Consider the following 22,292-nt stretch of genomic DNA (forward strand, 5'->3'; position numbering starts at 1 on the left):
TTGTTCCGGATAAATAAAGTGCAACCGCCCTCACACTTTCGCCTCATTCGATGCCAAAACGCCTTTCAGATAGCTGAGGGTAGCCAACAGACACAGGCCGTAGCCCAACAGTTCGCACCCCTCTTCCACCATGTTTTTCACCACTCGGTTGTAGCCGTCCAGCATCAGCGTTTGCCACAGCGCGCTCATGCCGAACAGGCGTGAAAACACCAGAATGCACAGCAGGCCGGCGCACATCATGCCGTAGCCGGGATGCGTCACGAAATAGGCCAGACCGCGCACCGTGGCCGCAATATGCCGTGCCGCATGCCACAGGCAGGCCAAGGCGACCGCCAGTGCGAACCACACCCAGGCGCCATGCCACAACGCATCGAACGCGAAGTCCATCTCGCGGATCAGCATGCAGAGAAAGAAGCCGCCAACCAGCAGCCAGGCGGAACGCCGTTCAGCCTGTCGCCGGGCCGCGGCGAAAAAACCGCCGGAGATGGCGAGCAGCAACAGTTCCTGTGCCGCTTCGGTCAGCGAGGTTTCATGAACGAAGTTATGCAGCCAGTGCACATCGATAAACACCAGGCCGACCAATGCCGCCATGAAGGCGGCGGAAAGCGCGAATGCGCCGATTTTCCCCAGTAAAAGATGCAGTTCTTGTTTCATAATCACACTCATTATTATTTACAGCGCATCTATGGTATCCACCTGTTCTCAGGGATCGTGGCAATTGGTGCCTAATGCCCTGAGCCACGCGAAAGGTGGTCGTTAATTACGCCGAAACAATAAAAAAACCCCGGCACCTGGGCCGGGGTGGGGCCAGTCTTTCCTGGCTGTCACTTCATCGTCGTCAGTATTCCAGGCTCTCATCCATCTATCATCGAGACGCGCAAAGGAGCCCGAAGATTACGCCTGCGCAGGTGATACCGCGATACGGCGGGCATTGGTGTTAACGCCCCACAAGCCTGCCAACGCACTGACCACTGCGCCAATCAACAGCGCAAAGAATGACCATAATGCAGCCCGCGACAATTCGTCTGCAGCAGCGGCAGCCTGTTCGCGCGCCTTCTGTTTCAGCTCCACATACTCCTGTTTTGCCTGATTGATTTTTGCTTCGGCGTCATCCAAACGCTGATTAACCAGCTGCGCAGTTTTATTTTTGGCTTCGACCAAATTCTTCACCGTCTGGTCCACTTCCTGCGGCGTCATATCGGTATTTTCTGCCAAGGCCTTTTTCAGGGCGTCTTGATCCACATCTTGCGAGATGGCCTCACCCTGTTTTTTAAGCTTGGCGACCAGTTGATTAATAATGGCGTCGCTATTGTCAGGCTGAAGTGCCAGGGCTTTTACTGCGTCCGCCAAATCAGTTTTGGCCGCATTCAACTGCTGTTGCATGAATTCAGGCTGCAATGACGGGATACCGCTTTTTTTAAGCGCCGTAACCACATCGCCTTGCAGCTGTTCAGGTTCCAAGGTTGTGTCAATGCCCAACTTGTCAAACACTTTACCGCCGGCGTCCGCCAATCCGGATGCCCCTTTGCCAATCGCTGAACCGGCGCCGGAGAGCAAGCTGCCGGAGGTCGACGCGATAGCGCCCAGCGCATTGCCGGTCGCCTTCACTGCAGACCCGACCAGCATCCCACCCAGTACCGCCGCCACAATCAGTGACGTAGCCCAGACCAGGAAGCCATGAATAAGTCCGTCATTAGCAGCCAAACGCCCAGCAATAAAAGCGCCGGCGGCCAAACTAATAATGATTGAAACAGCGGACCAAATCACTACGGTGGTACCGGCGCCGTTTATCGGATCGTCTGATGTCGGATCCACGATGGAGAATCCAAGACTGGTGCCTAACGTCGACAGCAACAGTGAAACAGCCAATACGGTGATCACGCCGCCGATGACGCTGCCCCAGGAGATTTTTTTCGCCGCTACCCATTCTTTTGCCACTTCCATAGTAAAACTCCTTTTAAGTTTTCGATTATAAAGAAATGCCAGAAAGCCTTACCATTATAGACTCGCTTCATCAATCAGGCGGTTAAAGGGTGAAAACAGTTAAAAATAATTAATGATAATAACATCAAGAGTGCGTCTACTCTCAGCGGCGATACGCTGACAGACCGTCTTAGCATCACTATTCTTACGCTATCCACCAGTGAACAGGGTCTTAGCGCACAACATGAACCGGTTACTCGCAGCCCTCATCGTGGCGTGCGCGGCATTGGCGACGTTATATGGGCTGGTGCATTTTGGCGCACGTTCGGTGCCGCGCGCGATCGCGGTCAACGAAGCGCCGCTGGGGTGTGAGGATGAACCTGAGCTCGCCGGCGAGTGCGGCGATGACGATGAGTCTCCCGCCGACCAATTTCGCCGGCCGGCGGCACTGAACGCCCGGGCCGACGGTTAATTAACGTTACGAGCTATCCCCATTGCCGCCAGGCGTACGGCAGGCTAGGCTGTTCAGCTCATGGGCCGCCGTTTGGCGGCTTGAACGTTGCACAGGGAGTCTATTTTATGACGGGTATTTTGCAGTTATTCCAGGCCATCGGACTGGGTTTGGTGCTGCTGTTGCCGCTGGCCAACCCGCTGACCACGGTGGCGTTGCTGCTCGGGTTGTCCGGCAATATGACGCGCGAAGAGCGTAATCAGCAGTCGCTGATGGCCTCGGTTTATGTGTTCTGCATCATGACGGTGGCGTTTTACGCCGGGCAGGTGGTGATGAACACCTTCGGCATTTCGATCCCCGGCCTGCGCATCGCCGGCGGCCTGATCGTCGCCTTCATCGGTTTTCGCATGCTGTTCCCGCAGCAGAGCCCCGAAGACGCGCCGGAGGTGGAGAGCAAGTCGCACGAGCTGCGCCACAAGACGTCGGCCAACATCGCCTTCGTGCCGCTGGCCATGCCGAGCACCGCCGGGCCGGGCACCATCGCGATGATCATCAGCTCGGCGTCGAGCGTCAAAGCGAACTCGCTGGGCTTTGAACCCTGGGTGTTGGCCGTGGCGCCGGTCGCCATCTTCCTGACGGTCGCGGTGATCCTGTGGGCCTGCCTGCTCAGTTCCGGCGCCATCATGCGGTTGGTGGGAAAAAGCGGCATCGAGGCGATCTCGCGCCTGATGGGCTTCCTGCTGGTGTGCATGGGCGTTCAGTTCATCATCAACGGCGTGCTGGAGATCATCTCCACCTATACACCGACCGCCGCCTGACCATGAAAAACGGGCGCGACATCGCGCCCGTTGCCGTTATTTCCCCGCCGGCGCCTGCGCGCCCAAAATGCCCTTGCCTTCCGGCACTTCGGTAAAGCGACTGAGGATCTCGCTGTAGGTCTTGGCCGGGTCCAGATCCGGGAACTGCGTCGGATAGATAAACTTCGCCAGATACTCCAGCCCGACGATGTTGTACGGGTGGTTGTAGAAGTTATGGTAGATGCCGTAGAACCGCCCTTCCTTCACCGCCGACACCTGCGAGAACCCCGGGCGCTGTTTCATACGGTTGAAAGCCTCATCCACCTGCTGCTGCGTCACGCCATAGCCGAACGGCACCGCGGCATTGGTCTTGCTGGCCCACTGCGAGCCGGAAACGATATACGCATCCGGTTTCATACTGATCACTTTTTCCAGCGCCACGTCGCCGGTCGCACCCGGCAGCAGCGCAGAACCGATGTTACGCGCGCCGACCGCTTCGACCAACGCGCCCCAGCCGACGTGCGCATGGGTGAAGCAGCAGGATTCCAGGCCATTCAGACCGGCCTTGGCTTCGAAGAACACCAACGGTTTGGGTGCCACCGCCTGCGTTTTGGCCAGAATGGCCTGATAATGCTGCTGATAATAATCGGTATATTGCTTGGCTTCGCTTTCACGGTTGAGGGTTTCCCCCAACAGCGTCACGCTTTTCGGCGTGTTTTCCACCGGCTTGAGCATGGTATCGATAAACAGCACCGGCACGTTCAGCGCCTTCAGCTTATCCAGCACGCCGGTTTGGCTCAGCGAAGGCTTGGAGCGCAGCTGGGCGATCATCAGATCGGGGCGCTTGGCGATCACGCTCTCCAGATTCACTTCGCCTTTATCGCTGAATCCCATATCGATGATGTTTTTCGCCGCCGGCCATTTGCTCTGCAAGATTTCCCAGGTCGCCGCGTCGCTTTTCTTCAGCAGGTTATTCCAGGCCACCAGCCGGCCGAACGGGTTGGCGCGATCGAGCAGCGCCAGCGTGAGAATGTCGCGCCCGTCCTGCACCACGATGCGTTTCGGTTCCTGCGGGAGGGTGACCGTCTGGCCAGAGGTGTCGGTCAGGGTCAACGGATAGGTAGTGGCCATCGCCGGAGAGGCGAGTAAGGCGGCGCAGACCAGCGCCGGCAAAGTGATTCGACGGTGCACGAAAGACTCCTTAGTCATGAATACATTCAGGAAATACTAATGAGAATGGCTTGCATTATCAAAGATAACGCCCAGCATGCCGGCGATTAATTGCAAAGGGATGTGTAAAGGAAGGATAAGAGGCGCACCGGAGCCGGCGCGCCCAGGGGATCACATCAGGCCGTAGATCAGCGCCGACAGCGCAATCAAGCCCATCACCAGCACGAAGACGTTGCTCGCCGCGCGATATTGGCGCATGGCCGGCACCGCACGCACCGCGTACATCGGCAGGATGAACAGGATCGCTGCAATCAGCGGGCCGCTGATGGTTTCGATGATGTGCAGCGCGCTGGGGTTCCACACCGTCGCCGCCCAGGTGAGCAGGAACAGTGCCACCGCCGAGATGCGGTGCGTCATGCGCGAGCTGAGCGGCTTGCCGACCGCGCGCGTGACGCCATCGATCAGGCTGGTCGCCCCTTCCGTCACCCCCAGCGAGGTGCCGAGATAGGATTTAGCCATTGCCAGCATTGCCATCACCGGGCCGAGATAGGCGATCAGCGGGTTGGAAAACTTGTTGGCCAGCGTGGTCAGCACCGTGATGTTCTGATCTTTCGCCTGCTGCATGTCTTCATGGGACAGGCTCAGCACGCAGCTGAACACGAAAAACAGCACGGTAACGCAGATCAGCACATAGCTGTAGCGCATGATGCGCGCGCAGCGGCGCTCCGCCTTGTCGCCATACAGGCTCTTCTGGGTCGAGGCGAAGGAGGAAATGATCGGCGCATGGCTGAAGGAAAACACCATCACCGGCACCGCCAGCCACAGTGAATGCCACAGCCCCGGCGTGTCGAAGCGGGTGGTGGCCAGGCCGTGCACGAAGTTGGCGGTATTCCAGCTCGGCATCAGGTACAGCGAAATACCCATCAGGAACACCAGCAGCGGGAACACCAGCATGCCCATCGCCGCCACGATGCTGTCTTTGCCACGCAGCAGCACCAGATTGAGCACTACGACCACCGCCAGACTCAGCCAGATACGCGGCAGCGGCGCCACGTGGAACTGGTGGATCAGGAAGCTGTCCAGCGCGTTGGTGATCGAAATGCTGTACACCAGCACGATCGGGAAGAACGCCATCAGATACAGCATCATGATGATTTTTCCGGCCAGCACGCCGAAGTGTTCCACTACCACATCGTGAATATTGCCGTCGCGGCTGGAGCCAGAAAGCACGAAGCGGCTGAGCGCGCGGTGCGGCAAATAGGTCAACGGGAAAGCGAACAGCGCCATCAACAGCAGCACCAGCGGGCCGTTCAAACCGGCGTTGATCGGCAAGAACAATGTGCCGGCGCCCACCGCGGTGGCATAAAGACCGAACATCCAGACGGTGTCGGTTTTGTTCCATTTGGCAGGCTGAGCGGCCGTCAGCGTGCCTGAATCGGGAGAAATCGTACTCATGAGACAGCCTACCTTAATCTGCAGCGCCAACGATTGCGCCTAACGGGATATCCTTCTCCGCGAATTTTTTAATAGTAATCAGTGAATTAAAGCGATATTTCATACTTACGCCTGATGAAAGGACGGCAAAGGATAATGAAAAATCCGCTGCGGGTCTATGTTTTATCGGCTGAACGGATGATTTGCGAACAGAAAATGCTGAAAAAACCGGCACGGGCAGGAAAAACTAAGGGCTCCTTGCGGAGCCCTTAAGCGGTTTACTTCTTCGCGTCCGGATGGTCCGGCACCTCGGCGCTGCCCATCTCCTTCTCGTCGCGGATCATCGAGCGGTCTTTACGCACGTCGGCCACGTCGGAGGCGCTCACCGGTTTGGCGCTGTTGCCCCAGCTGGTACGGATGAAGTTCACCACGTCCGCCACCTGCTGATCGTTCAGACGCCAGCCAAACGGCGGCATGGTGATGTTGGACACCGCGCCCTGCACCGCCGGCGTGGTGTTACCGGTCAGCACGATGTGGATCAGCGAGGTCGCGTCCTCGGTCTGCACCACCGGGTTGCCCTTCAGCGACGGGAAGGCGCGCTTATAGCCCACGCCGTCGGTGCGGTGGCAGGCCGCGCAGTTATCGACATACAGCGCCGCGCCGGGCTTGCTGTCGTCACCGCGCCACAGATCCTTGGCCACGCTGTCTTCGACCGGCGCCGCCTGCTGCTTGCCGTCTTTCGGCGGCAGCGATTTCAGGTAGCGGGCGATGGCGGTCAGATCGTCGTCGCTCAGGTATTGCAGGCTGTGCTCCACCACGTCGCTCATGCCGCCAAACACGATCGCCTTGTCGTTACGGCCGGTTTTCAGGAACTCGGTCAGCTCGGCTTCGCTCCAGCTGCCCAGGCCATCCTTACGGTCGCTGCGCAAGCTGGAAGCCACCCAGCCGTCGATCGGCGCGTTGCTGCCGGACAGGTAGTCGTCGCTTTCGCTGTTGCTCAGCGCTTTTTCCTGCATGGTGATGCTGCGCGGGGTATGGCAGGCACCGCAGTGGCCCAGGCCTTCCACCAGGTAGCGGCCGCGCTCAATCACCGGATCGGCCTTGGCGTCAGCGACGAAATCCGCCGGCGACGGCGCGAACATGCCGCGCCAGATGCTCAGCGGCCAGCGCATCGACAGCGGCCACGGGATGTCGGAATCCTTGTTGGCCTGCTCCACCGGCTGCACGCCGTGCATGAAATAGGCATACATGGCGCGCATGTCGTCCTCTTTCACCAGCGCGAACGACGGGTACGGCATCGCCGGGTACAGGGTGCTGCCGTTTTTGGCTACGCCCTTACGCACCGCGTTGTCGAAATCCTCGAAGCTGTAATCGCCGATGCCGGTTTTCTTGTCCGGCGTGATGTTGGTGGAGTAAATGGTGCCGATCGGCGTCTCCATCGCCAGACCGCCGGCGAAGGTTTTGCCGCTCTTGCCGTCGGTGTGGCAAGCCACGCAGTCGCCGGCGCGCGCCAGGTATTCACCGCGCTTGATCAGCTCGCTGCTGACGGTGGCATCCTGCGCCCAAACGGAAAAACTCACTGCACTGAGAACCAGTGCCGGTACAAATGCTTTCATCGTTCGCCGTCCTTATGCCTGCACCAATGGGCCTGGGTTTTTCAGATACTGCTCGCGAATGGCGCGGGCAGACCAGTAAGCCAGCGCCGCCACGGTGCCGGTCGGGTTGTAGCCCAGCCCTTGCGGGAAGGCCGATGCGCCGATCGAGAACACGTTGTGCACGTCCCAGCTCTGCAGATAGCGGTTGACCGCGCTGGTCTTCGGATCTTCCCCCATTACCGCGCCGCCGTTCATATGGGTGGTCTGGTAGCTGGTGGTGTCGAAGTGGCTGTTGGCGTTTTTCGGGCTGCCGGCGATCAGTTTCGGGTTCATCGCCTTGGCGATCGGCGCCATCTTGTCGTACATGAACTGCGCCATCTTGATGTCGTTTTCCTGCCAGTCGAACGTCATGCGCAGCAGCGGCTGGCCAAAGACGTTCTTGTAGTTGGGATCGAGATCCAGATAGTTGTTGCGGTACGACTGGTGCGCGCCGTGGGCGTCCATCGAAACGTGGTGGGTGTAGGCATCCGCCACCGCCGCTTTCCATTTGCTGCCCCAGGCCGGGGTGCCCGGAGGCGTCGGCAGGCCGGAGATCGGCTTGGTGCCAGCCTGGTTGACCCAGAACGGCGAACCGCCGACGAAGCCTTCTTTGGCATGGTCGAAGTTATCGGCGTTGAAGTCGTCCACGCCCACGCCGTTGCCGCCGGCGCCGATGAACGGGTTGGTGAACACGTCTTTATCGAAGAACGCCTTGATGGTGGTCATGTTCTGGTAGGCGAAGTTGCGCCCGATCACGCCTTCGCCGGTCACCGGATCGTAAGGCTTGCCGATGCCGGACAGCAGCATCAGGTGCACGTTGTGGAACTGGAACGCGCCCAGGATCACCAGATCGGCCGGCTGTTCAATCTCGCGGCCCTGCGCATCGACGTAGTTCACGCCGGTGGCACGGGATTTGTCGTCGGTCAGGTTGACCTTCAGCACGTTGGCGTTGGTGCGCAGCTCGAAACGTTTCTCCATGCGCAGCGCCGGCAAGATGTTGACGTTCGGCGAGGCCTTGGAATACATGTAGCAGGCGTAGCCGCTGCAGAAACCGCAGAAGTTGCACGGGCCCATCTGCGCGCCGTACGGGTTGGTGTAAGAGTCCGAGGTGTTGGCGGACGGCAGGTTGTAAGGGTGATAACCCACCTCCAGCGCCGCTTTCTCGAACAGCTGGGCGGAGTAGGTATTTTTCTGCGCCGGCAGCGGGAAGTCGCTGGAACGATCCGCCGCAAAGCGGTTGCCGCCCTTCTGCGCCACTTTCTGCCCTTTGATGGTCCAGGCGGTGCCGGAGGTGCCGAACACTTTCTCCGCTTTATCGAAGAACGGTTCCAGCTCGTCGTAGGTCACGCCGAAGTCCTGGATGGTCATGTCCTTCGGAATGAAGTTTTTGCCGTAGCGCTCTTCATAGTGGCTGCGCATGCGCAGTTCGATCGGATCAACGCGAAAATGCACGCCCGACCAGTGCAGGCCGGCACCGCCAACGCCGGTGCCCGGCAGGAACGCCGCCAGCTGGCGGTAAGGCACCGCGGTCTGGCTGCTGTTGTGGCGAATGGTGACGGTGCTTTTCGACAGATCCTGGAACAGTTTGCGGCGGATGTTATAGGTCAGCTCGTCGATCACCTGCGGATAAGAACCGTCCGGATAGGTGTCGCGCATCGGGCCACGCTCCAACGCCACCACGTTGAGGCCGGCCTCGGTCAGCTCTTTGGCCATGATCGCGCCCACCCAGCCGAAACCGACGATCACCGCATCTACTTTTTTCATTACCGTTGCCATGATCAGCCCCTCTCCCCACGAATCGAGACCGGCGGGAAGGGATAACGCTCCCCTCGCTCAACCCAGTCCATAAAATCGGCGCGCGCGCCCGGAAAATTAATCAGCTTCCAGCCCACCATGTCTTTGTTGCCGCCATGGATAGGATCGCTGAAGAAACCTTCGCGGGTGTTTTGCAACAGATAGGAGAAGAACAGTTTCGACGGCAGCTGCTGGAACTCCGCCTCGCCGGACTCGAACTTTTGCAGCATGGCGTCTTGCTGCGCGCCATCCAGTTCGGCGAAGGGCTTGCCGGCGGTTTTCTTGCTGTAGGCGTCGGCGTCACTGATGCCGAGGTTGTAGATTTGCTTGGGCACCAGCGGCAGCTGATAACCCATCTCCTTCGGCACATCGGGGTTGAATGGCCCCTGCATGTACCAGATGGAGCCGGTGGCGTATGGGGTATTCATCTGGCGATCGATAAACTCCGGTACGCCGGCTTCCAGTGCGCCAGGGCCGCGTTCGTCGGCCGGGATCAGGCGCGCGACGGCGGCCCTGATGAAGGCCCACTCTTCCGGGGTGAAAAAGGTCGGTTGGTAATCGTTCTGCGTTGAAGTGTTCGGGGCCGCGACCGCTGGTGCCGGTGCCGTCAGCGCGCCAACGCCACTGCCACCAATTACCGCCGCAGGAATTAAGGTCATCGATTTCAACAAGAAATCGCGCCGCGAATTGTTGGTTTTATGATTCGACATGTCACATTCCATCCAAAGATAGTCACAACTATTTAACCGCAACCTTGCGGTCGATACGGGTTTTTAAAATAATTTGTTACTTATTTGTCTATTTATTGAAGGTCAGAATGCGAGCAAATGCAAAAATGTTACCGGTAACTTATTGAATGAACGTAAAGATTTATCTGCTAACGTAAATTTAACTTTTTGTGCGGTTTTTCTGATAACCGGTGAGGAAATAACGAAAAATGAGAGGTGCGTCGTGCTCTTAAGCGGCGCCATAAACAAAATCGGCCGCGTTCAGCGGCCGATTCGACAAAAGAGAGGGTTACTGCGACATCGCCTGGTAGGCGGTGGTCACCTTCCACAAATAGCGCGGCGCCTGCGGTGCCGGGTGCTTTTTCTGGATGTGCTGATAAAACTCGTCCGGACTCATCTGATTGATGCGATTCACCGCCACACGCTTGTCCGAGGAGAAGGTGCGTAACATGGCACCCGCCCCGTTCACGTACGAAACGATGGTGGCATAACGCAGAGTCTGAGGGTTGTTGATCCCGGCTAGCTGCTGGCTTTGAAGAATATTGATATAGGCCGTTCCCAGATCAATATTGACCGCCGGATCTTTCAGCTCACGCGAGCTGGGTTGCCCGTTTCGTCCTTTCATGCGATAGGCGTCGCGGCCGGCGGTAGAAGCCTTAAGCTGCATCAATCCCACTGCGTTCGAGGTGCTGACCACGTTCGGGTTAAACCCGGACTCCACCTGAATAATCGCTTTAATCAGCGTTTCGTCAACGCCGTAGTTGCTGGCGGCCTGACGAATGTAATCGTTATAAGCAACCGGGGTGCCTGTGCGGTTTACCGGTGCCTGCGGAGGGGGTTTTAACCAACCGCCGCGCGTTGTGCCACTGCCTGAAATATTGCTTGCCGTTTGCGGGTCTTTGGCGCACCCCGACAAAAGCAAAATTGCCGTAAGGCAACCTATTTTTGTTTTCACAGAATCCCTCACTCCTTTCAATGAGTTGCGTAGCATATACAACTTGTAAGGACACCTGCAGTAATTTTTTGGGCTAATCTCAAGCTATCCATATACCAAGAGGTGATTTATGAGTCAATCTGCAACAAACTGCTTTGTGGTGACTTTTCGCTATCAGGAAGCGGGATTAACCGACCTGGCGAAGCTGACCGGGCAATTGACGCGCGAAGGTTTTGTCACGTCGGTGACAGACGAAAATGGCGTTCACCATGAGCTCGGCAGCAACAGTTTCGCGTTCATAACCGTGCTGGATCAAGAGGATGTACTGCGCCTGGCGCAGGGGTTCGGGCAGTTGGCATTGGGAAAACAGCCGGAGGTGACGATATGCGCCTGTGAGGACTACCTTCAGCGGTTACATACTGATACATAAAATGCTATAACTCCCCGGACGGTATTATTTTTTCAGTTGGAGAAATACCCCGCCGGCGGTGGGCAAGTGACGCTTGACTTCGCTTCAATTGATATTGATAATCATTTTCATTTGAACCAGGAGACGTCATCATGCCATTGATAAGTTGCGCTTTTCGTCGCAGTCGCCCTTCCCGCGCTGCCGCACTGTTACGCCCTTTTACGCTCGCCTGCCTGCTGCTCGGCACCGCCTTGGTCAGTCAACACGCGCTGGCGGATAAAAAGCTGCGCGTGGTGACGACCTTTACCATCATTCAGGACATTGCCCAGAACGTGGCCGGTGACGCCGCCGTGGTGGAATCCATCACCAAGCCGGGCGCCGAGATCCACGACTATCAACCGACCCCGCGCGACATCGTCAAAGCGCAGCACGCCGACCTGATCCTGTGGAACGGCATGAACCTGGAACGTTGGTTCCAGCGCTTCTTCGAAAACATCAAACAGGTGCCGGCGGCGGTTGTGACCGAAGGCATCACCCCGCTGCCGATCCGCGAAGGGCCGTATAACGGCAACCCGAACCCGCATGCCTGGATGTCGCCAAGCAACGCGCTGGTGTACATCGAGAACATTCGCAAAGCGCTGGTGGAGCACGATCCGGCACATGCGGAAACCTATAACCGCAACGCCAAAGCCTACGCAGAGAAAATCGGCGCACTGGACGCCCCACTGCGCGAACGCCTGGCGCGCATTCCGACCGCACAGCGTTGGCTGGTGACCAGCGAAGGCGCTTTCAGCTACCTGGCGCAGGACTATCAGCTGAAAGAAGTCTATCTGTGGCCGATCAACGCCGATGAGCAAGGTTCGCCGCAGCAGGTGCGCCGGGTAATCGACGCGGTGCGCGCCCACCATATTCCGGTGGTGTTCAGCGAGAGCACCATTTCCGACAAGCCGGCCAAGCAGGTAGCGAAAGAAACCGGCGCCAAATACGGCGGCGTGCTGTACGTGGATTCGCTGTCCACCCGCGACGGCCCGGTGCCGACCTATATCGACCTGCTTAACACCACCGTGCAAACCATCGCCAAAGGATTCGATCAATGACCCATGAACCGTTTGTCCGCCCTGAATTGAACGTGGACGACGTCACCGTGACCTACAACAACGGACACACCGCCATTCACAACGCCAGCTTTACCCTGAGCGGCGGTTCGATCTGCGCACTGGTCGGCGTCAACGGCAGCGGTAAATCGACGTTGTTCAAAAGCATCATGGGCCTGGTCAGGCCCACCAGCGGCCGGGTGTCGCTCAGCGACAAACCGGTAGCGGACGCGCTGAAAAAGAACCTGATCGCCTACGTGCCGCAGACCGAGGACGTCGACTGGAACTTCCCGGTGCTGGTGGAAGACGTGGTGATGATGGGCCGCTACGGCAAGATGAATTTCCTGCGCATTCCGTCGCGAGAGGACCGGTTGCGGGTTGACAAGGCGCTGGAGCGGGTCGGCCTCAGCGAGCTGCGCGGTCGGCAGATCGGCGAGCTGTCCGGCGGCCAGAAAAAGCGCGTGTTTCTGGCGCGCGCGCTGGCGCAACAGGGCACGGTGCTGCTGCTGGATGAACCGTTCACCGGCGTGGATGTGAAAACCGAGAATGCCATTATCGAGCTGCTGCGCGCATTGCGCGACGAGGGGCATCTGATCCTGGTCTCCACCCACAACCTCGGCAGCGTGCCGGAGTTTTGCGATCGGGTGATCCTCATCAACCGCACGGTGCTGGCCGCCGGCCCAACCGAAACCACCTTCACGCAGAGCAACCTGGAGCAGGCATTCGGCGGCGTGCTGCGCCATATCAACCTCTCAGGCCCGGATCTGCACGACGACAACGATCCGCGCACCGTTACGGTATTGACCGACGATGAGCGCCCGGCGGTGTTCTACGGCCACACCAAGAGCGATCCGCCGGCCAACAGCCAGGCCAGGGAGAAACAATCCTGATGCTGGACCTTCTGCTGCAACCTTTCAGTTATAACTACATGGTGAAAGCCATCTGGGTCAGCGCCATCGTCGGCGCCGCCTGCGCGTTCCTGTCCGCCTATCTGATGCTGAAAGGATGGTCGTTGATGGGCGATGCGCTGTCGCACTCGGTGGTGCCCGGCGTGGCCGGCGCCTACGCCCTTGGCCTGCCCTACGCCGCCGGCGCCTTCTTTACCGGCATGCTGGCGGCGCTGGCGATGACGCTGGTGCGCCACATCACCCGCCTGCGCGAAGACGCCATCATCGGCTTCATCTTCTCCACCTTCTTCGCCGTCGGCCTGCTGATCGTGTCGCTCAACCCCACCTCGGTCAACGTACAGTCGATCATCTTCGGCAATATCCTCGGCATCGCCGACGAAGACGTGCTGCAGGTGGAAATCATCATCGGCGTTTCGCTGCTGATCCTGTGTCTGGTGTGGAAAGACCTGCTGGCGGTGTTCTTCGACGAAAGCCACGCGGTCTCGATCGGCCTGTCGCCGCTGAAGCTGAAGATCCTGTTCTTCACCCTGCTCAGCGCCTGCACCGTCGCCGCGCTGCAAACCGTCGGCGCCATTTTGGTGATCGCCATGGTGATCACGCCGGGCGCCACCGCCTATCTGCTGACCGACCGCTTCAGCCGGCTGGTGATCATCGCCATCATCATCGGCGCATTGACCAGCGGCATCGGCGCCTACCTGAGTTTCTTCCTCGACGGTGCCACCGGCGGGGTGATCGTCACCCTGCAAACGCTGGTGTTCCTGGCGGCGTTCTTCTTCGCGCCGAAACACGGCCTGCTGGCGTCCCGGCGCCGTGTGGCGCATTCGCAAACCGGAGGCCGCTGATGGACACCCTGTATCAACTGCTCAGCGAACCCTTCGCCTACCCGTTCATGCAGCGGGCGATCGTCGCCGCCATCGTCACCGGCGTAGTGTGCGCCGTGCTCTCCTGCTATCTGGTGCTCAAAGGCTGGTCGCTGATGGGCGACGCCATCTCGCACGCGGTACTGCCCGGCATCGTGGTGGCGTTCGTGGTCGGCATCCCGCTGGCGATCGGCGCCTTCCTCTCCGGCATCTTTTGCGCGGTGGCCACCGGCTACCTGAAAGAGAACAGCCGGGTGAAAGAAGACACGGTAATGGGCATCGTTTTCTCCGGCATGTTCGCCTTCGGCCTGGTGCTGTTCTCGCGCATCGACACCGACCAACACCTAAGCCACATTCTGTTCGGCAACATGCTGGGCATCACCGACGGCGAGCTGAAGCAAACCCTGCTGATTGCCGGCATCACCCTGGCGGTGGTGTTGCTCAAGCGCAAAGACTTCATGCTGTACTGTTTCGACCCGCACCACGCCCGGGTGATTGGGCTGCCGGTCAAGCTGCTGCACTACGGGCTGCTTTGCCTGCTGGCGATGACCATCGTCGCCTCGCTGCAGGCCGTGGGGGTGATCCTGGTGATCGCCATGCTGATCGCCCCCGGCATCATCGCCTTTATGCTGTGCCGCCGGTTTGATCGCATGCTGATGGTGGCAACGGTGGTGTCGGTGTTCTCTTGCGTGCTCGGCACCCTGATCAGCTTCCACATCGACGGCGCCACCGGGCCCTGTATCGTCATCGTGCAGGCCGTGCTGTTCGTTGTCGCCTTGTTGTACAGCAAGCTGCGCCCGTTACAGGGTAACCAAAACGCCCCGATGGGCAGTTAAACGCCCCTCTGATGCGGCGGTGTGCCCCGCCGCATCCTATTCCTCCGCTGGCTTATTCGTTGTCATCAAGTTGCAATCGGTATTGCGCTTAAATTAATCAATAGGGTATATACTTTGAGCTGGCGAGGCGCTGAAAAAATCGCCGCCTTTGACGCCGGCTGTGCGCCGCGTCGTGTTTTCACCACGGGAAAGACGCTAACCTAATGAATTATCAGGCAGCACAGAGGGGGAAATACCATGTGGCAAGCCGTTAGCCGTCTGTTAAGTGAACATCTTGGCAGCGCAGAGATACGCGAAAGGATTGAACTGCCCGGGGGCGACATTCACCCGGCGTGGCGCGTGAGTTACGGTGACAACGAGGTGTTCGTGAAATGCGACGCCCGTGAACAACTGCCGATATTCACCGCCGAGGCCGATCAGCTGGCGTTGCTGGCGCGCAGCAAAAGCGTGCGGGTACCGGAAGTGTATGGCGTCGGCAGCGATCGCGACTACAGCTTCCTGCTGCTGGAGTATCAGCAGTTGAAACCCCTCGACGCCCACGGCGCCTACTGTCTGGGCCAGCAGTTGGCGCACCTGCATCAGTGGAGCGAGCAACCGCAGTTCGGTCTCGACTTCGACAGCGATCTGACCACTACCCCGCAACCCAACGCCTGGCAGCGCCGCTGGTCGGAATTCTTCGCCGAGCAGCGCATCGGCTGGCAGCTGCAGCTGGCGGCGGAAAAAGGCATGACCTTCGGCGACATCGACGACATCGTCGATCGGGTGTATCTGCGCTTGCAGCACCACCAGCCGCAGCCTTCCCTGCTGCACGGCAACCTGTGGCCGGGCAACTGCGCGATGACCGCCAACGGGCCGATACTGTTCGATCCGGCCAGCTACTGGGGCGACAGAGAGTGCGATTTGGCGATGCTGCCGCTGTATCCGGAGCTGCCGCCGCAGATCTACGACGGCTATCAGAGCGTGTGGCCGCTGGGGGCCGGATTTATCGAACGCCAGCCGCTGTATCAGCTGTACTACCTGCTCAACCGCAGCAATCTGTTCGGCGGCCAGCATTTGGTGGCTGCCCAACGCGCGGTGGAGGCGCTGCTGCAGCCCGAAGCGTCATAACGTTCCGGGGCGCCGAGCGGCGCCCCGTTCATGGTTCAGGCCGCGCCGGCCAACTGCCCCAACAGGCGGATCACGAACCAGGCGATCACCGCAATCACGATCGGCAGGATGTACAGCGGGAAGTACTGCAGGAAGATGGTGTGGTGCGGCAGCGTAATGCGCTCCTCAAGCTGTTGGCGCGTGTGCCCTTCGCTGCCCTTGGCCTGCTCCAGTATCATCTGGTCTTCCAACCCTTCGCGGATGAATTTGACCTGACGCGACATGCGCGCGCCGGAGGCCTGCAGCGCCAGCCCGACGAAGATCAGAATATAGATGATGATGAACATCAGATTGGCGCCGCTGAACAGGCTTTTATCCACGTCAGGCACCGGTGAGTTGTACCAGAAAAGGTTCAGGAACGGCGTATTGAAACGCACCATGTCCACCATCACGTGGACAAAATCCAGCATCACTGCGTTGATGCCCTTGGTTTTTTCACTGTGCTGATAGATAAAGCCCAGCACGGAAATCAGCGTCGACAGCAACGCCGGGATAAAAACCACCCATCCGAGAATGCGTTTCAAAATGGCGAGACGCCCGGCCTGTTGATACGTCATGTGTTCCCCTTGTTAGCGACGTAACCGAATCGGCTAAGTCTACCTGCTGTTGGCGAAACTCGCCCACCGTTTTCTTCACTCCCTCTGTGCTACAAGCTTAGCCGAATTCGTCGAAATCAAAAACTTAACGGCGCCGGCACACTATCATTGAAGGGGTAACGTTATCCATTCGGACAGAGGCCGCCATGATTCGACTGATTATCTTATTGCTGGGCGCCCAGGCGCTGCACGGCCAGCGCCGCCTGCTGGTGCTGTTCGGTTGGCTGTGGATAGCCGCAGGGGCGCTGATGTTGTTCGACATACTGCAGGATGGCCGGTCGGTGCTGGCGCTGGATGCGCTGGCGGTCATCCTGGCGCTGGAGGGGCTGGTGGCGATATCCGCTGCGCTGGTGATCGGCTCTTCGGCCAGCAGGCCGGTGTTGCTGAAGGGATTGGGTTTCGTGTTTATGGCCTTTTTAATGCTGGACGTGCCCGCAGACGATAACATCGTCGCCACCGTGGTGTTTGGCAGCGCGCTGCTGCTTGACGGCGCCGTGCGCATCGCCTCCTCCACGGTGATTCAACACAGTCGATGGAAAGGCGTGGCGCTGGCGGGCGGCGGCGAGATCCTGCTTTCGTTGATGATTTTTGTCGGCTGGCCGGCGCCGCATCGGATGACGGTGCCCTTTTGCCTCGGCGTGATGATGGTGCTTTCCGGCTGGGCCTTATTGCGTATCGCCCGGAGACTGACAAGCTTCTCTCTGAATCAGCACCCCGCGCGGCAGCCACCGCACCCGGAGGATGAGACTGCGCCACTCACGGTGTACGTCTGGACACCGATTGGTGCGGCTAAAGATCCACGCCGACGTTACATCGTCGACCGATACATCGCGGCGGTCGACGGCGGCGGCAATATCTCCACCGGTCATGCCGCCCTGGCGCTCGCGCCGGATGTGTATATCAGTCACTACCCGCTCAACGACATCAGCCATTCCGTTCAGGATTTCCGCCAGTTGTTGCATGCCGGCGAGCAGAACAACGTCGACGGGCGTTTCCTGCCCGACCTGCCGGGTGAGATCGCCGCCTGGTGCCCACCGGACAAGAAAATTCAATTCTACCGCTATAACCCGGCGGCGCTGCGCGCATTCTGGCTGCGTTATCGGCAAGACGCCACCTACAATCTGACCCGACGCAACTGCTCCACCACGGTCATCGGCGCGCTCGACAGCGCGTTGGAAGGCGTGCTGGGCGATAAACACCTGTGGCGCCGCTTTCTGTTGCTGGTGTTGGATCCCAATCTGTGGATGCTGGCGGTACTGCGCAGCCGCGGCGAAAGCATGACCTGGACGCCGGGTTTGGTGCTGGACTACGCACGCATGTTGCAACAGGTCACCGAGCGTCAACATCAGCGCTGGTGGCTAAAATTGCGCGAGGCGTGGAATATCCTGCGTTTTGGCAAAAGCCAAACGCGCAGGCAAAGGTTTTAGTCTCGTCACCTGCGATGATAAAGTGTCGGGCACATTCACCCGCGCCGGCAGGAGTTAACCGTTAATGGCTTATTCGCAACGCATTGAAACCGCAATTTTTGATATGGACGGCTTGTTGATCGACTCGGAACCGCTGTGGCTGCAGGCCGAGCTGGATATCTTCGGCGCGCTGGGTTTGGATCTGTCTGACCGTCACAAGCTGCCGGACACGCTGGGGTTGCGCATCGATCTGGTGGTGAAGATGTGGTACCAGGCGATGCCGTGGCAAGGGGTTTCGCTCGATGAGGTGTCGGCGCGGATTATCGAGCGCGCCATCGAGCTGGTGCACGAGACGCGCCCGCTGCTGCCGGGCGTTCAGCAGGCGCTGGAGCTGTGCCGCAGCCAGGGGCTGAACATTGGCCTCGCCTCCGCCTCGCCGCTGCACATGCAACAGCAGGTGCTGAAGATGTTCGATCTTGAAGGTTACTTCGATCAGCTGGTTTCCGCCGAATACCTGCCGTACAGCAAACCACACCCTGAGGTCTACCTGATCGCCGCCGAGCGCCTGGGCAGCGATCCGCTGCGCTGCATCACGCTGGAAGACTCCTTTAACGGCATGATCGCCACCAAGGCCGCACGCATGCGTTCCATCGTCATCCCGGCGGCCGAATACCGTCACGATCCGCGCTGGGCGCTGGCGGACCACAAGCTGGAGACCCTGGAACAGCTCACTCCCGCCCACTTTGCCTGACCTGCGGCGCCGGCCATCGGCGCCCTGGCTTTCCGCTCTGCGCCATAAAAGGGATCCGTGCCTCAAAACAAACGAAACATCGTTTCATTATTATTGAATCGGCATGCTGTTGTTATTATGCTGGGTGGCAGGGAAAGCGACGGCCCACGGCGCGTTGTCACTGCCACGCAGCGCGGTTCAAGGCCGCCGCTTCCTCCCGCCACACGCCAAGCCACCGTCTTTTTTCTCATCTTCATGCATCGCCCATCGCCCGCTTTTTGTTCTCGCCAGTCAAAATCGATGATTTGTTACGCAGCACCGTAACAAGCCGTTGTAAAACAGGGAAAAATAAACAATTGGTTACAGGGTAACTGCTTCCACTACTGGGAATTTTCCCATATACTGGATAAATTAACAGTTTACCAGCCGGAATCGCAACAGCATGACCGCGGAAGGACATCTCATTTTCTCTGTCGCTTGCGCGATCTTCGCCAAGAAGGCGGAAGTGACGCCAGAGCTGGCTACCGGCGACTGGTGGCACATCATACCCGCCGCGCTGCTCACCTCGCTGCTGCCGGACATCGATCACCCCAAGTCGGTACTGGGCCAGCGCCTGCGCTGGATCGCCCTGCCCATCGCCCGCGCCTTCGGCCACCGCGGTTTCACCCACAGCCTGCTGGCGATCGCCGGCGGCATGGCGCTGTTTCAGCTGGACGTGCCGCGTAGCTGGCCGATCCCGGCCGACGCGCTGCACGCCATGATCATCGGTTACTTCAGCCATCTGCTGGCCGACATGCTCACGCCCGCCGGCGTGCCGCTGCTGTGGCCGTGCCGCTGGCGTTTTCGCCTGCCCCTGCTCAACTCGCAAAAAGGCAACCAGCTGGAGCGCGTACTGTGTCTGTGCCTGGTGGCGTTTGCCATCTGCTGGCAAGGCGATTTCACCCTGCCGGTGCAATCCTATGTCGAGCAAATCAGAAATATCAGACTCTGATCACAAAAATACGCCCAATCCATCATCTTGATGTATATAAAACAAACAAAAATACACAAAAAGCTATATCAAATTCCATTTGGATATAAGTAGGCCACTCAGCAAACTGTTACGATATTTACATCGCGACATACGTGATGCGTAGTCGTTTTTATAAGAAAGATTATTGGAGACATTGGGGATGAATCTTCCGCTCGTGATTAACGTGCTGGTGTTTGTCGCGCTTCTTTTGCTGCTGGCGCAAACCCGCCACAAGCAATGGAGCCTGGCGAAAAAAGTGCTGGTCGGCCTGGTGGTCGGCGTAGTATTCGGTCTGGGCCTGCAGCTGGTGTACGGCGCCGACAACCCGGTACTGAAAGAATCCATCAGCTGGTTCAACATCGTCGGCAACGGCTATGTGCAACTGCTGCAAATGATCGTCATGCCGCTGGTGTTCGCCTCAATCCTGAGCGCGGTCGCCAAACTGCATAACGCCTCTTCTCTGGGCAAAATCAGCGTCCTGACTATCGGCACGCTGCTGTTCACTACGCTGATCTCGGCGCTGGTGGGCGTGCTGGTCACCAACCTGTTCGGCCTGACCGCCGAAGGCCTGGTGCAGGGCGCACAGGAAAGCGCGCGCCTGACGGCGATCCAGACCAACTACGTGGGTAAACTGGCCGATCTGACCGTGCCGCAGATGGTGCTGTCGTTCATCCCGAAAAACCCGTTCGCCGATCTGACCGGCGCCAGCCCGACGTCGATCATTAGCGTGGTGATTTTCGCCACCTTCCTCGGCGTGGCGTCGCTGCAGCTGCTGAAAGACGACAAGCCGAAAGGCGAGCGCGTGCTGGTGGCTATCGACACCCTGCAGGCCTGGGTGATGAAGCTGGTGCGTCTGGTCATGAAGCTGACGCCGTACGGCGTGCTGGCGCTGATGACCAAAGTGGTCGCCGGTTCCAACATTCACGACATCGTCAAGCTCGGCAGCTTCGTGGTGGCCTCGTACATCGGCCTGGCCATCATGTTCGTGGTGCACGCTGTGCTGCTGGCCTTCACCGGCGTTAACCCGATGAAGTTCTTCCGCAAGGTGTGGCCGGTGATCACCTTCGCCTTCACCAGCCGCTCCAGCGCCGCCAGCATTCCATTGAACGTGGAAGCGCAGACCCGTCGTCTGGGCGTGCCGGAATCCATCGCCAGCTTCTCGGCGTCGTTCGGCGCCACCATCGGCCAGAACGGCTGTGCGGGTCTCTACCCGGCGATGCTGGCGGTGATGGTTGCGCCGACCGTCGGCATCAACCCGCTGGATCCGGTGTGGATCGCCACCCTGGTTGGCATCGTCACCATCAGCTCCGCCGGTGTGGCGGGCGTGGGCGGCGGCGCCACCTTCGCCGCGCTGATCGTACTGCCGGCGATGGGCCTGCCGGTGACGCTGGTCGCGCTGCTGATCTCGGTCGAACCACTGATCGACATGGGCCGTACCGCGCTAAACGTCAACGGCTCCATGGCGGCAGGCACCATCACCAGCCAGCTGATGAAGCAAACCGACAAAGCCGTGATGGACAGCGAAGACGAAGTCGAATTGGCTCACAGCTAACGCCCTCTCAGATCGAAAAAACCGGGGATTATCCCCGGTTTTTTTATGCCCCGCGTTCGGTCGTTACGGCCGCTCGCCGTTCGCCAGCCGCCGGTTGATATCGGCGATCACATCCGGTAATTGCGCCAGCGTGTCTATCACATAATGCGCGCCCGCCGCGTACAGCTTATCGGCGGCCGCCGTGCGGCGCTGCTCTATTTCCCCTGCCGCCATTTGACGGTACTCCGACCAGGTAGCGCCGAACTCGTTGCCGGACAGCGCCAGCCCGACGCTCCACATCCCGGCGTTCAGCCCTTCGGCAATGCCCGGCACCGCGTCATCGACCTTCACGCAGTGCGCCACCGCATCGATGCCCAGCGCGATGACGTTCTGCAACGCCATCCACGGCCCCGGTCGGCCGCCGGCCGCAAGATCGTCGGTGGCGACCCAATAATCCGGCGCATAGCCGCGCTGCGCGGCGGCCGGCGCCAGCACCTCCATCACCGCGCGCGGATAACCGGAGCAGGAACCGATTTTTATGCCCTGTTCGCGCAGCCCGGCAATCACCTGCGGCACGCCCTCGATGGGATCGGCAAAGTCGATCACTTTGGCGATTTGCAGCGGCATAAACGCCTGATACAGCGCGTCGATATCCTGGTGGCTCATCGAGCGGCCCAGCTTCTGCCGCCAGCGCGCGTCAACCGCCGGCAGTTTGCCCAGCGCCTCGATGTGCTGCCATTTGCCGAGCCCCATCGGAATGCGCGCCTCCGCCAGGCTGATGTCGATATCGAAGGTTTGCTTGAACGCCTCGACAAAAATCTGCGTTGGCGCAAAGGAGCCGAAGTCCACCGTGGTGCCGGCCCAGTCGAGGATCACTGCGTTGATCTGTTTCATGGTCA

At 59.3% G+C, this 22,292-nt stretch carries 22 protein-coding genes; 12 read left to right on the plus strand and 10 right to left on the minus strand.

Translation table 11 applies throughout. The annotated features are described in order from the left end of the window. Positions 1-30: 30 nt before the first annotated feature. On the minus strand, positions 31-654 hold the full coding sequence (locus tag N6G83_RS07530; RefSeq protein ID WP_025302616.1) for a hypothetical protein: 624 nt from the start codon (positions 652-654) through the stop codon (positions 31-33). Positions 655-894: 240 nt separating this feature from the next. Next, positions 895-1,944, minus strand: a complete 1,050-nt coding sequence (locus N6G83_RS07535) for a YrzE family protein (protein ID WP_043143370.1) — start codon at positions 1,942-1,944, stop codon at positions 895-897. Positions 1,945-2,167: 223 nt separating this feature from the next. Here N6G83_RS07535 and N6G83_RS07540 point away from each other — a divergent pair, with 223 nt between their 5' ends. Further along, positions 2,168-2,395: a hypothetical protein gene (locus N6G83_RS07540; RefSeq protein WP_065424057.1), complete on the plus strand. Its 228-nt coding sequence runs from the start codon at positions 2,168-2,170 to the stop codon at positions 2,393-2,395. Positions 2,396-2,502: 107 nt separating this feature from the next. After that, complete coding sequence (locus N6G83_RS07545; RefSeq protein WP_033642874.1) at positions 2,503-3,192, plus strand: MarC family NAAT transporter; 690 nt, start codon at positions 2,503-2,505, stop codon at positions 3,190-3,192. A gap of 36 nt (positions 3,193-3,228) precedes the next feature. Here the strand turns inward: N6G83_RS07545 and N6G83_RS07550 are convergent, their stop codons facing one another. The 6 genes from N6G83_RS07550 to N6G83_RS07575 all read right to left on the minus strand — a co-directional run bounded on the left by N6G83_RS07550 (position 3,229) and on the right by N6G83_RS07575 (position 10,886). Further along, complete coding sequence (locus N6G83_RS07550) at positions 3,229-4,362, minus strand: ABC transporter substrate-binding protein (protein WP_049209398.1); 1,134 nt, start codon at positions 4,360-4,362, stop codon at positions 3,229-3,231. Positions 4,363-4,512: 150 nt separating this feature from the next. Beyond that, positions 4,513-5,796 carry a serine/threonine protein kinase gene (locus tag N6G83_RS07555; RefSeq protein ID WP_043143391.1) on the minus strand — a complete coding sequence of 428 codons (1,284 nt, stop codon included), beginning with the start codon at positions 5,794-5,796 and terminating at the stop codon, positions 4,513-4,515. A gap of 257 nt (positions 5,797-6,053) precedes the next feature. Next, on the minus strand, positions 6,054-7,391 hold the full coding sequence (locus N6G83_RS07560) for a c-type cytochrome (protein WP_043143369.1): 1,338 nt from the start codon (positions 7,389-7,391) through the stop codon (positions 6,054-6,056). A gap of 12 nt (positions 7,392-7,403) precedes the next feature. Further along, positions 7,404-9,185, minus strand: a complete 1,782-nt coding sequence (locus N6G83_RS07565) for a GMC family oxidoreductase (protein ID WP_089195820.1) — start codon at positions 9,183-9,185, stop codon at positions 7,404-7,406. A gap of 2 nt (positions 9,186-9,187) precedes the next feature. Continuing rightward, positions 9,188-9,913, minus strand: a complete 726-nt coding sequence (locus N6G83_RS07570) for a gluconate 2-dehydrogenase subunit 3 family protein (protein WP_025302608.1) — start codon at positions 9,911-9,913, stop codon at positions 9,188-9,190. A gap of 307 nt (positions 9,914-10,220) precedes the next feature. Next, positions 10,221-10,886, minus strand: coding sequence for a transglycosylase SLT domain-containing protein (locus N6G83_RS07575; protein ID WP_025302607.1), 666 nt, complete (start codon positions 10,884-10,886; stop codon positions 10,221-10,223). A 109-nt stretch (positions 10,887-10,995) separates the two neighbouring features. On the opposite strand from N6G83_RS07575, the gene ghoS reads away from it, so the two are divergent. The 6 genes from ghoS to N6G83_RS07605 all read left to right on the plus strand — a co-directional run bounded on the left by ghoS (position 10,996) and on the right by N6G83_RS07605 (position 16,079). Continuing rightward, positions 10,996-11,295, plus strand: a complete 300-nt coding sequence (ghoS, locus tag N6G83_RS07580; RefSeq protein ID WP_025302606.1) for a type V toxin-antitoxin system endoribonuclease antitoxin GhoS — start codon at positions 10,996-10,998, stop codon at positions 11,293-11,295. A 131-nt stretch (positions 11,296-11,426) separates the two neighbouring features. Further along, positions 11,427-12,371: a metal ABC transporter substrate-binding protein gene (locus N6G83_RS07585; RefSeq protein ID WP_025302605.1), complete on the plus strand. Its 945-nt coding sequence runs from the start codon at positions 11,427-11,429 to the stop codon at positions 12,369-12,371. After that, complete coding sequence (locus N6G83_RS07590) at positions 12,368-13,258, plus strand: manganese/iron ABC transporter ATP-binding protein (RefSeq protein ID WP_043143367.1); 891 nt, start codon at positions 12,368-12,370, stop codon at positions 13,256-13,258. The genes N6G83_RS07585 and N6G83_RS07590 overlap by 4 nt, the downstream gene beginning before the upstream one ends. Then, on the plus strand, positions 13,258-14,118 hold the full coding sequence (gene yfeC / locus N6G83_RS07595) for an iron/manganese ABC transporter permease subunit YfeC (protein WP_015377686.1): 861 nt from the start codon (positions 13,258-13,260) through the stop codon (positions 14,116-14,118). The genes N6G83_RS07590 and yfeC overlap by 1 nt, the downstream gene beginning before the upstream one ends. Next, entirely contained in the window at positions 14,118-14,972 is an 855-nt protein-coding gene (locus tag N6G83_RS07600; RefSeq protein WP_025302603.1) for a metal ABC transporter permease, read from the plus strand. The genes yfeC and N6G83_RS07600 overlap by 1 nt, the downstream gene beginning before the upstream one ends. A 237-nt stretch (positions 14,973-15,209) precedes the next feature. After that, positions 15,210-16,079 (plus strand): fructosamine kinase family protein, encoded by an 870-nt coding sequence (locus N6G83_RS07605; protein WP_033642864.1) that lies wholly within the window; start codon positions 15,210-15,212, stop codon positions 16,077-16,079. Between the two features lie 35 nt (positions 16,080-16,114). Here the strand turns inward: N6G83_RS07605 and N6G83_RS07610 are convergent, their stop codons facing one another. Beyond that, positions 16,115-16,675 (minus strand): YniB family protein, encoded by a 561-nt coding sequence (locus tag N6G83_RS07610; protein WP_025302601.1) that lies wholly within the window; start codon positions 16,673-16,675, stop codon positions 16,115-16,117. Positions 16,676-16,860: 185 nt separating this feature from the next. On the opposite strand from N6G83_RS07610, the gene N6G83_RS07615 reads away from it, so the two are divergent. The 4 genes from N6G83_RS07615 (at position 16,861) to N6G83_RS07630 (ending at position 21,414) form a co-directional block, all read left to right on the plus strand. After that, positions 16,861-18,141 carry an HdeD family acid-resistance protein gene (locus N6G83_RS07615; RefSeq protein ID WP_025302600.1) on the plus strand — a complete coding sequence of 427 codons (1,281 nt, stop codon included), beginning with the start codon at positions 16,861-16,863 and terminating at the stop codon, positions 18,139-18,141. Positions 18,142-18,205: 64 nt separating this feature from the next. Beyond that, on the plus strand, positions 18,206-18,871 hold the full coding sequence (gene hxpB / locus N6G83_RS07620) for a hexitol phosphatase HxpB (RefSeq protein WP_043143363.1): 666 nt from the start codon (positions 18,206-18,208) through the stop codon (positions 18,869-18,871). 421 nt (positions 18,872-19,292) lie between these two features. Continuing rightward, positions 19,293-19,841: a metal-dependent hydrolase gene (locus N6G83_RS07625; RefSeq protein WP_004931456.1), complete on the plus strand. Its 549-nt coding sequence runs from the start codon at positions 19,293-19,295 to the stop codon at positions 19,839-19,841. Between the two features lie 181 nt (positions 19,842-20,022). After that, positions 20,023-21,414 (plus strand): L-cystine transporter, encoded by a 1,392-nt coding sequence (locus N6G83_RS07630; RefSeq protein WP_043143361.1) that lies wholly within the window; start codon positions 20,023-20,025, stop codon positions 21,412-21,414. A gap of 63 nt (positions 21,415-21,477) precedes the next feature. Here N6G83_RS07630 and phnX read toward each other — a convergent pair whose 3' ends face one another. Next, the gene (gene phnX, locus N6G83_RS07635) at positions 21,478-22,287 is read right to left on the minus strand and encodes a phosphonoacetaldehyde hydrolase (RefSeq protein ID WP_025302597.1); all 810 of its coding nucleotides are present in this window, start codon (positions 22,285-22,287) and stop codon (positions 21,478-21,480) included. Positions 22,288-22,292 lie beyond the last annotated feature (5 nt).

This window comes from Serratia sp. PL7, from assembly GCF_945957435.1.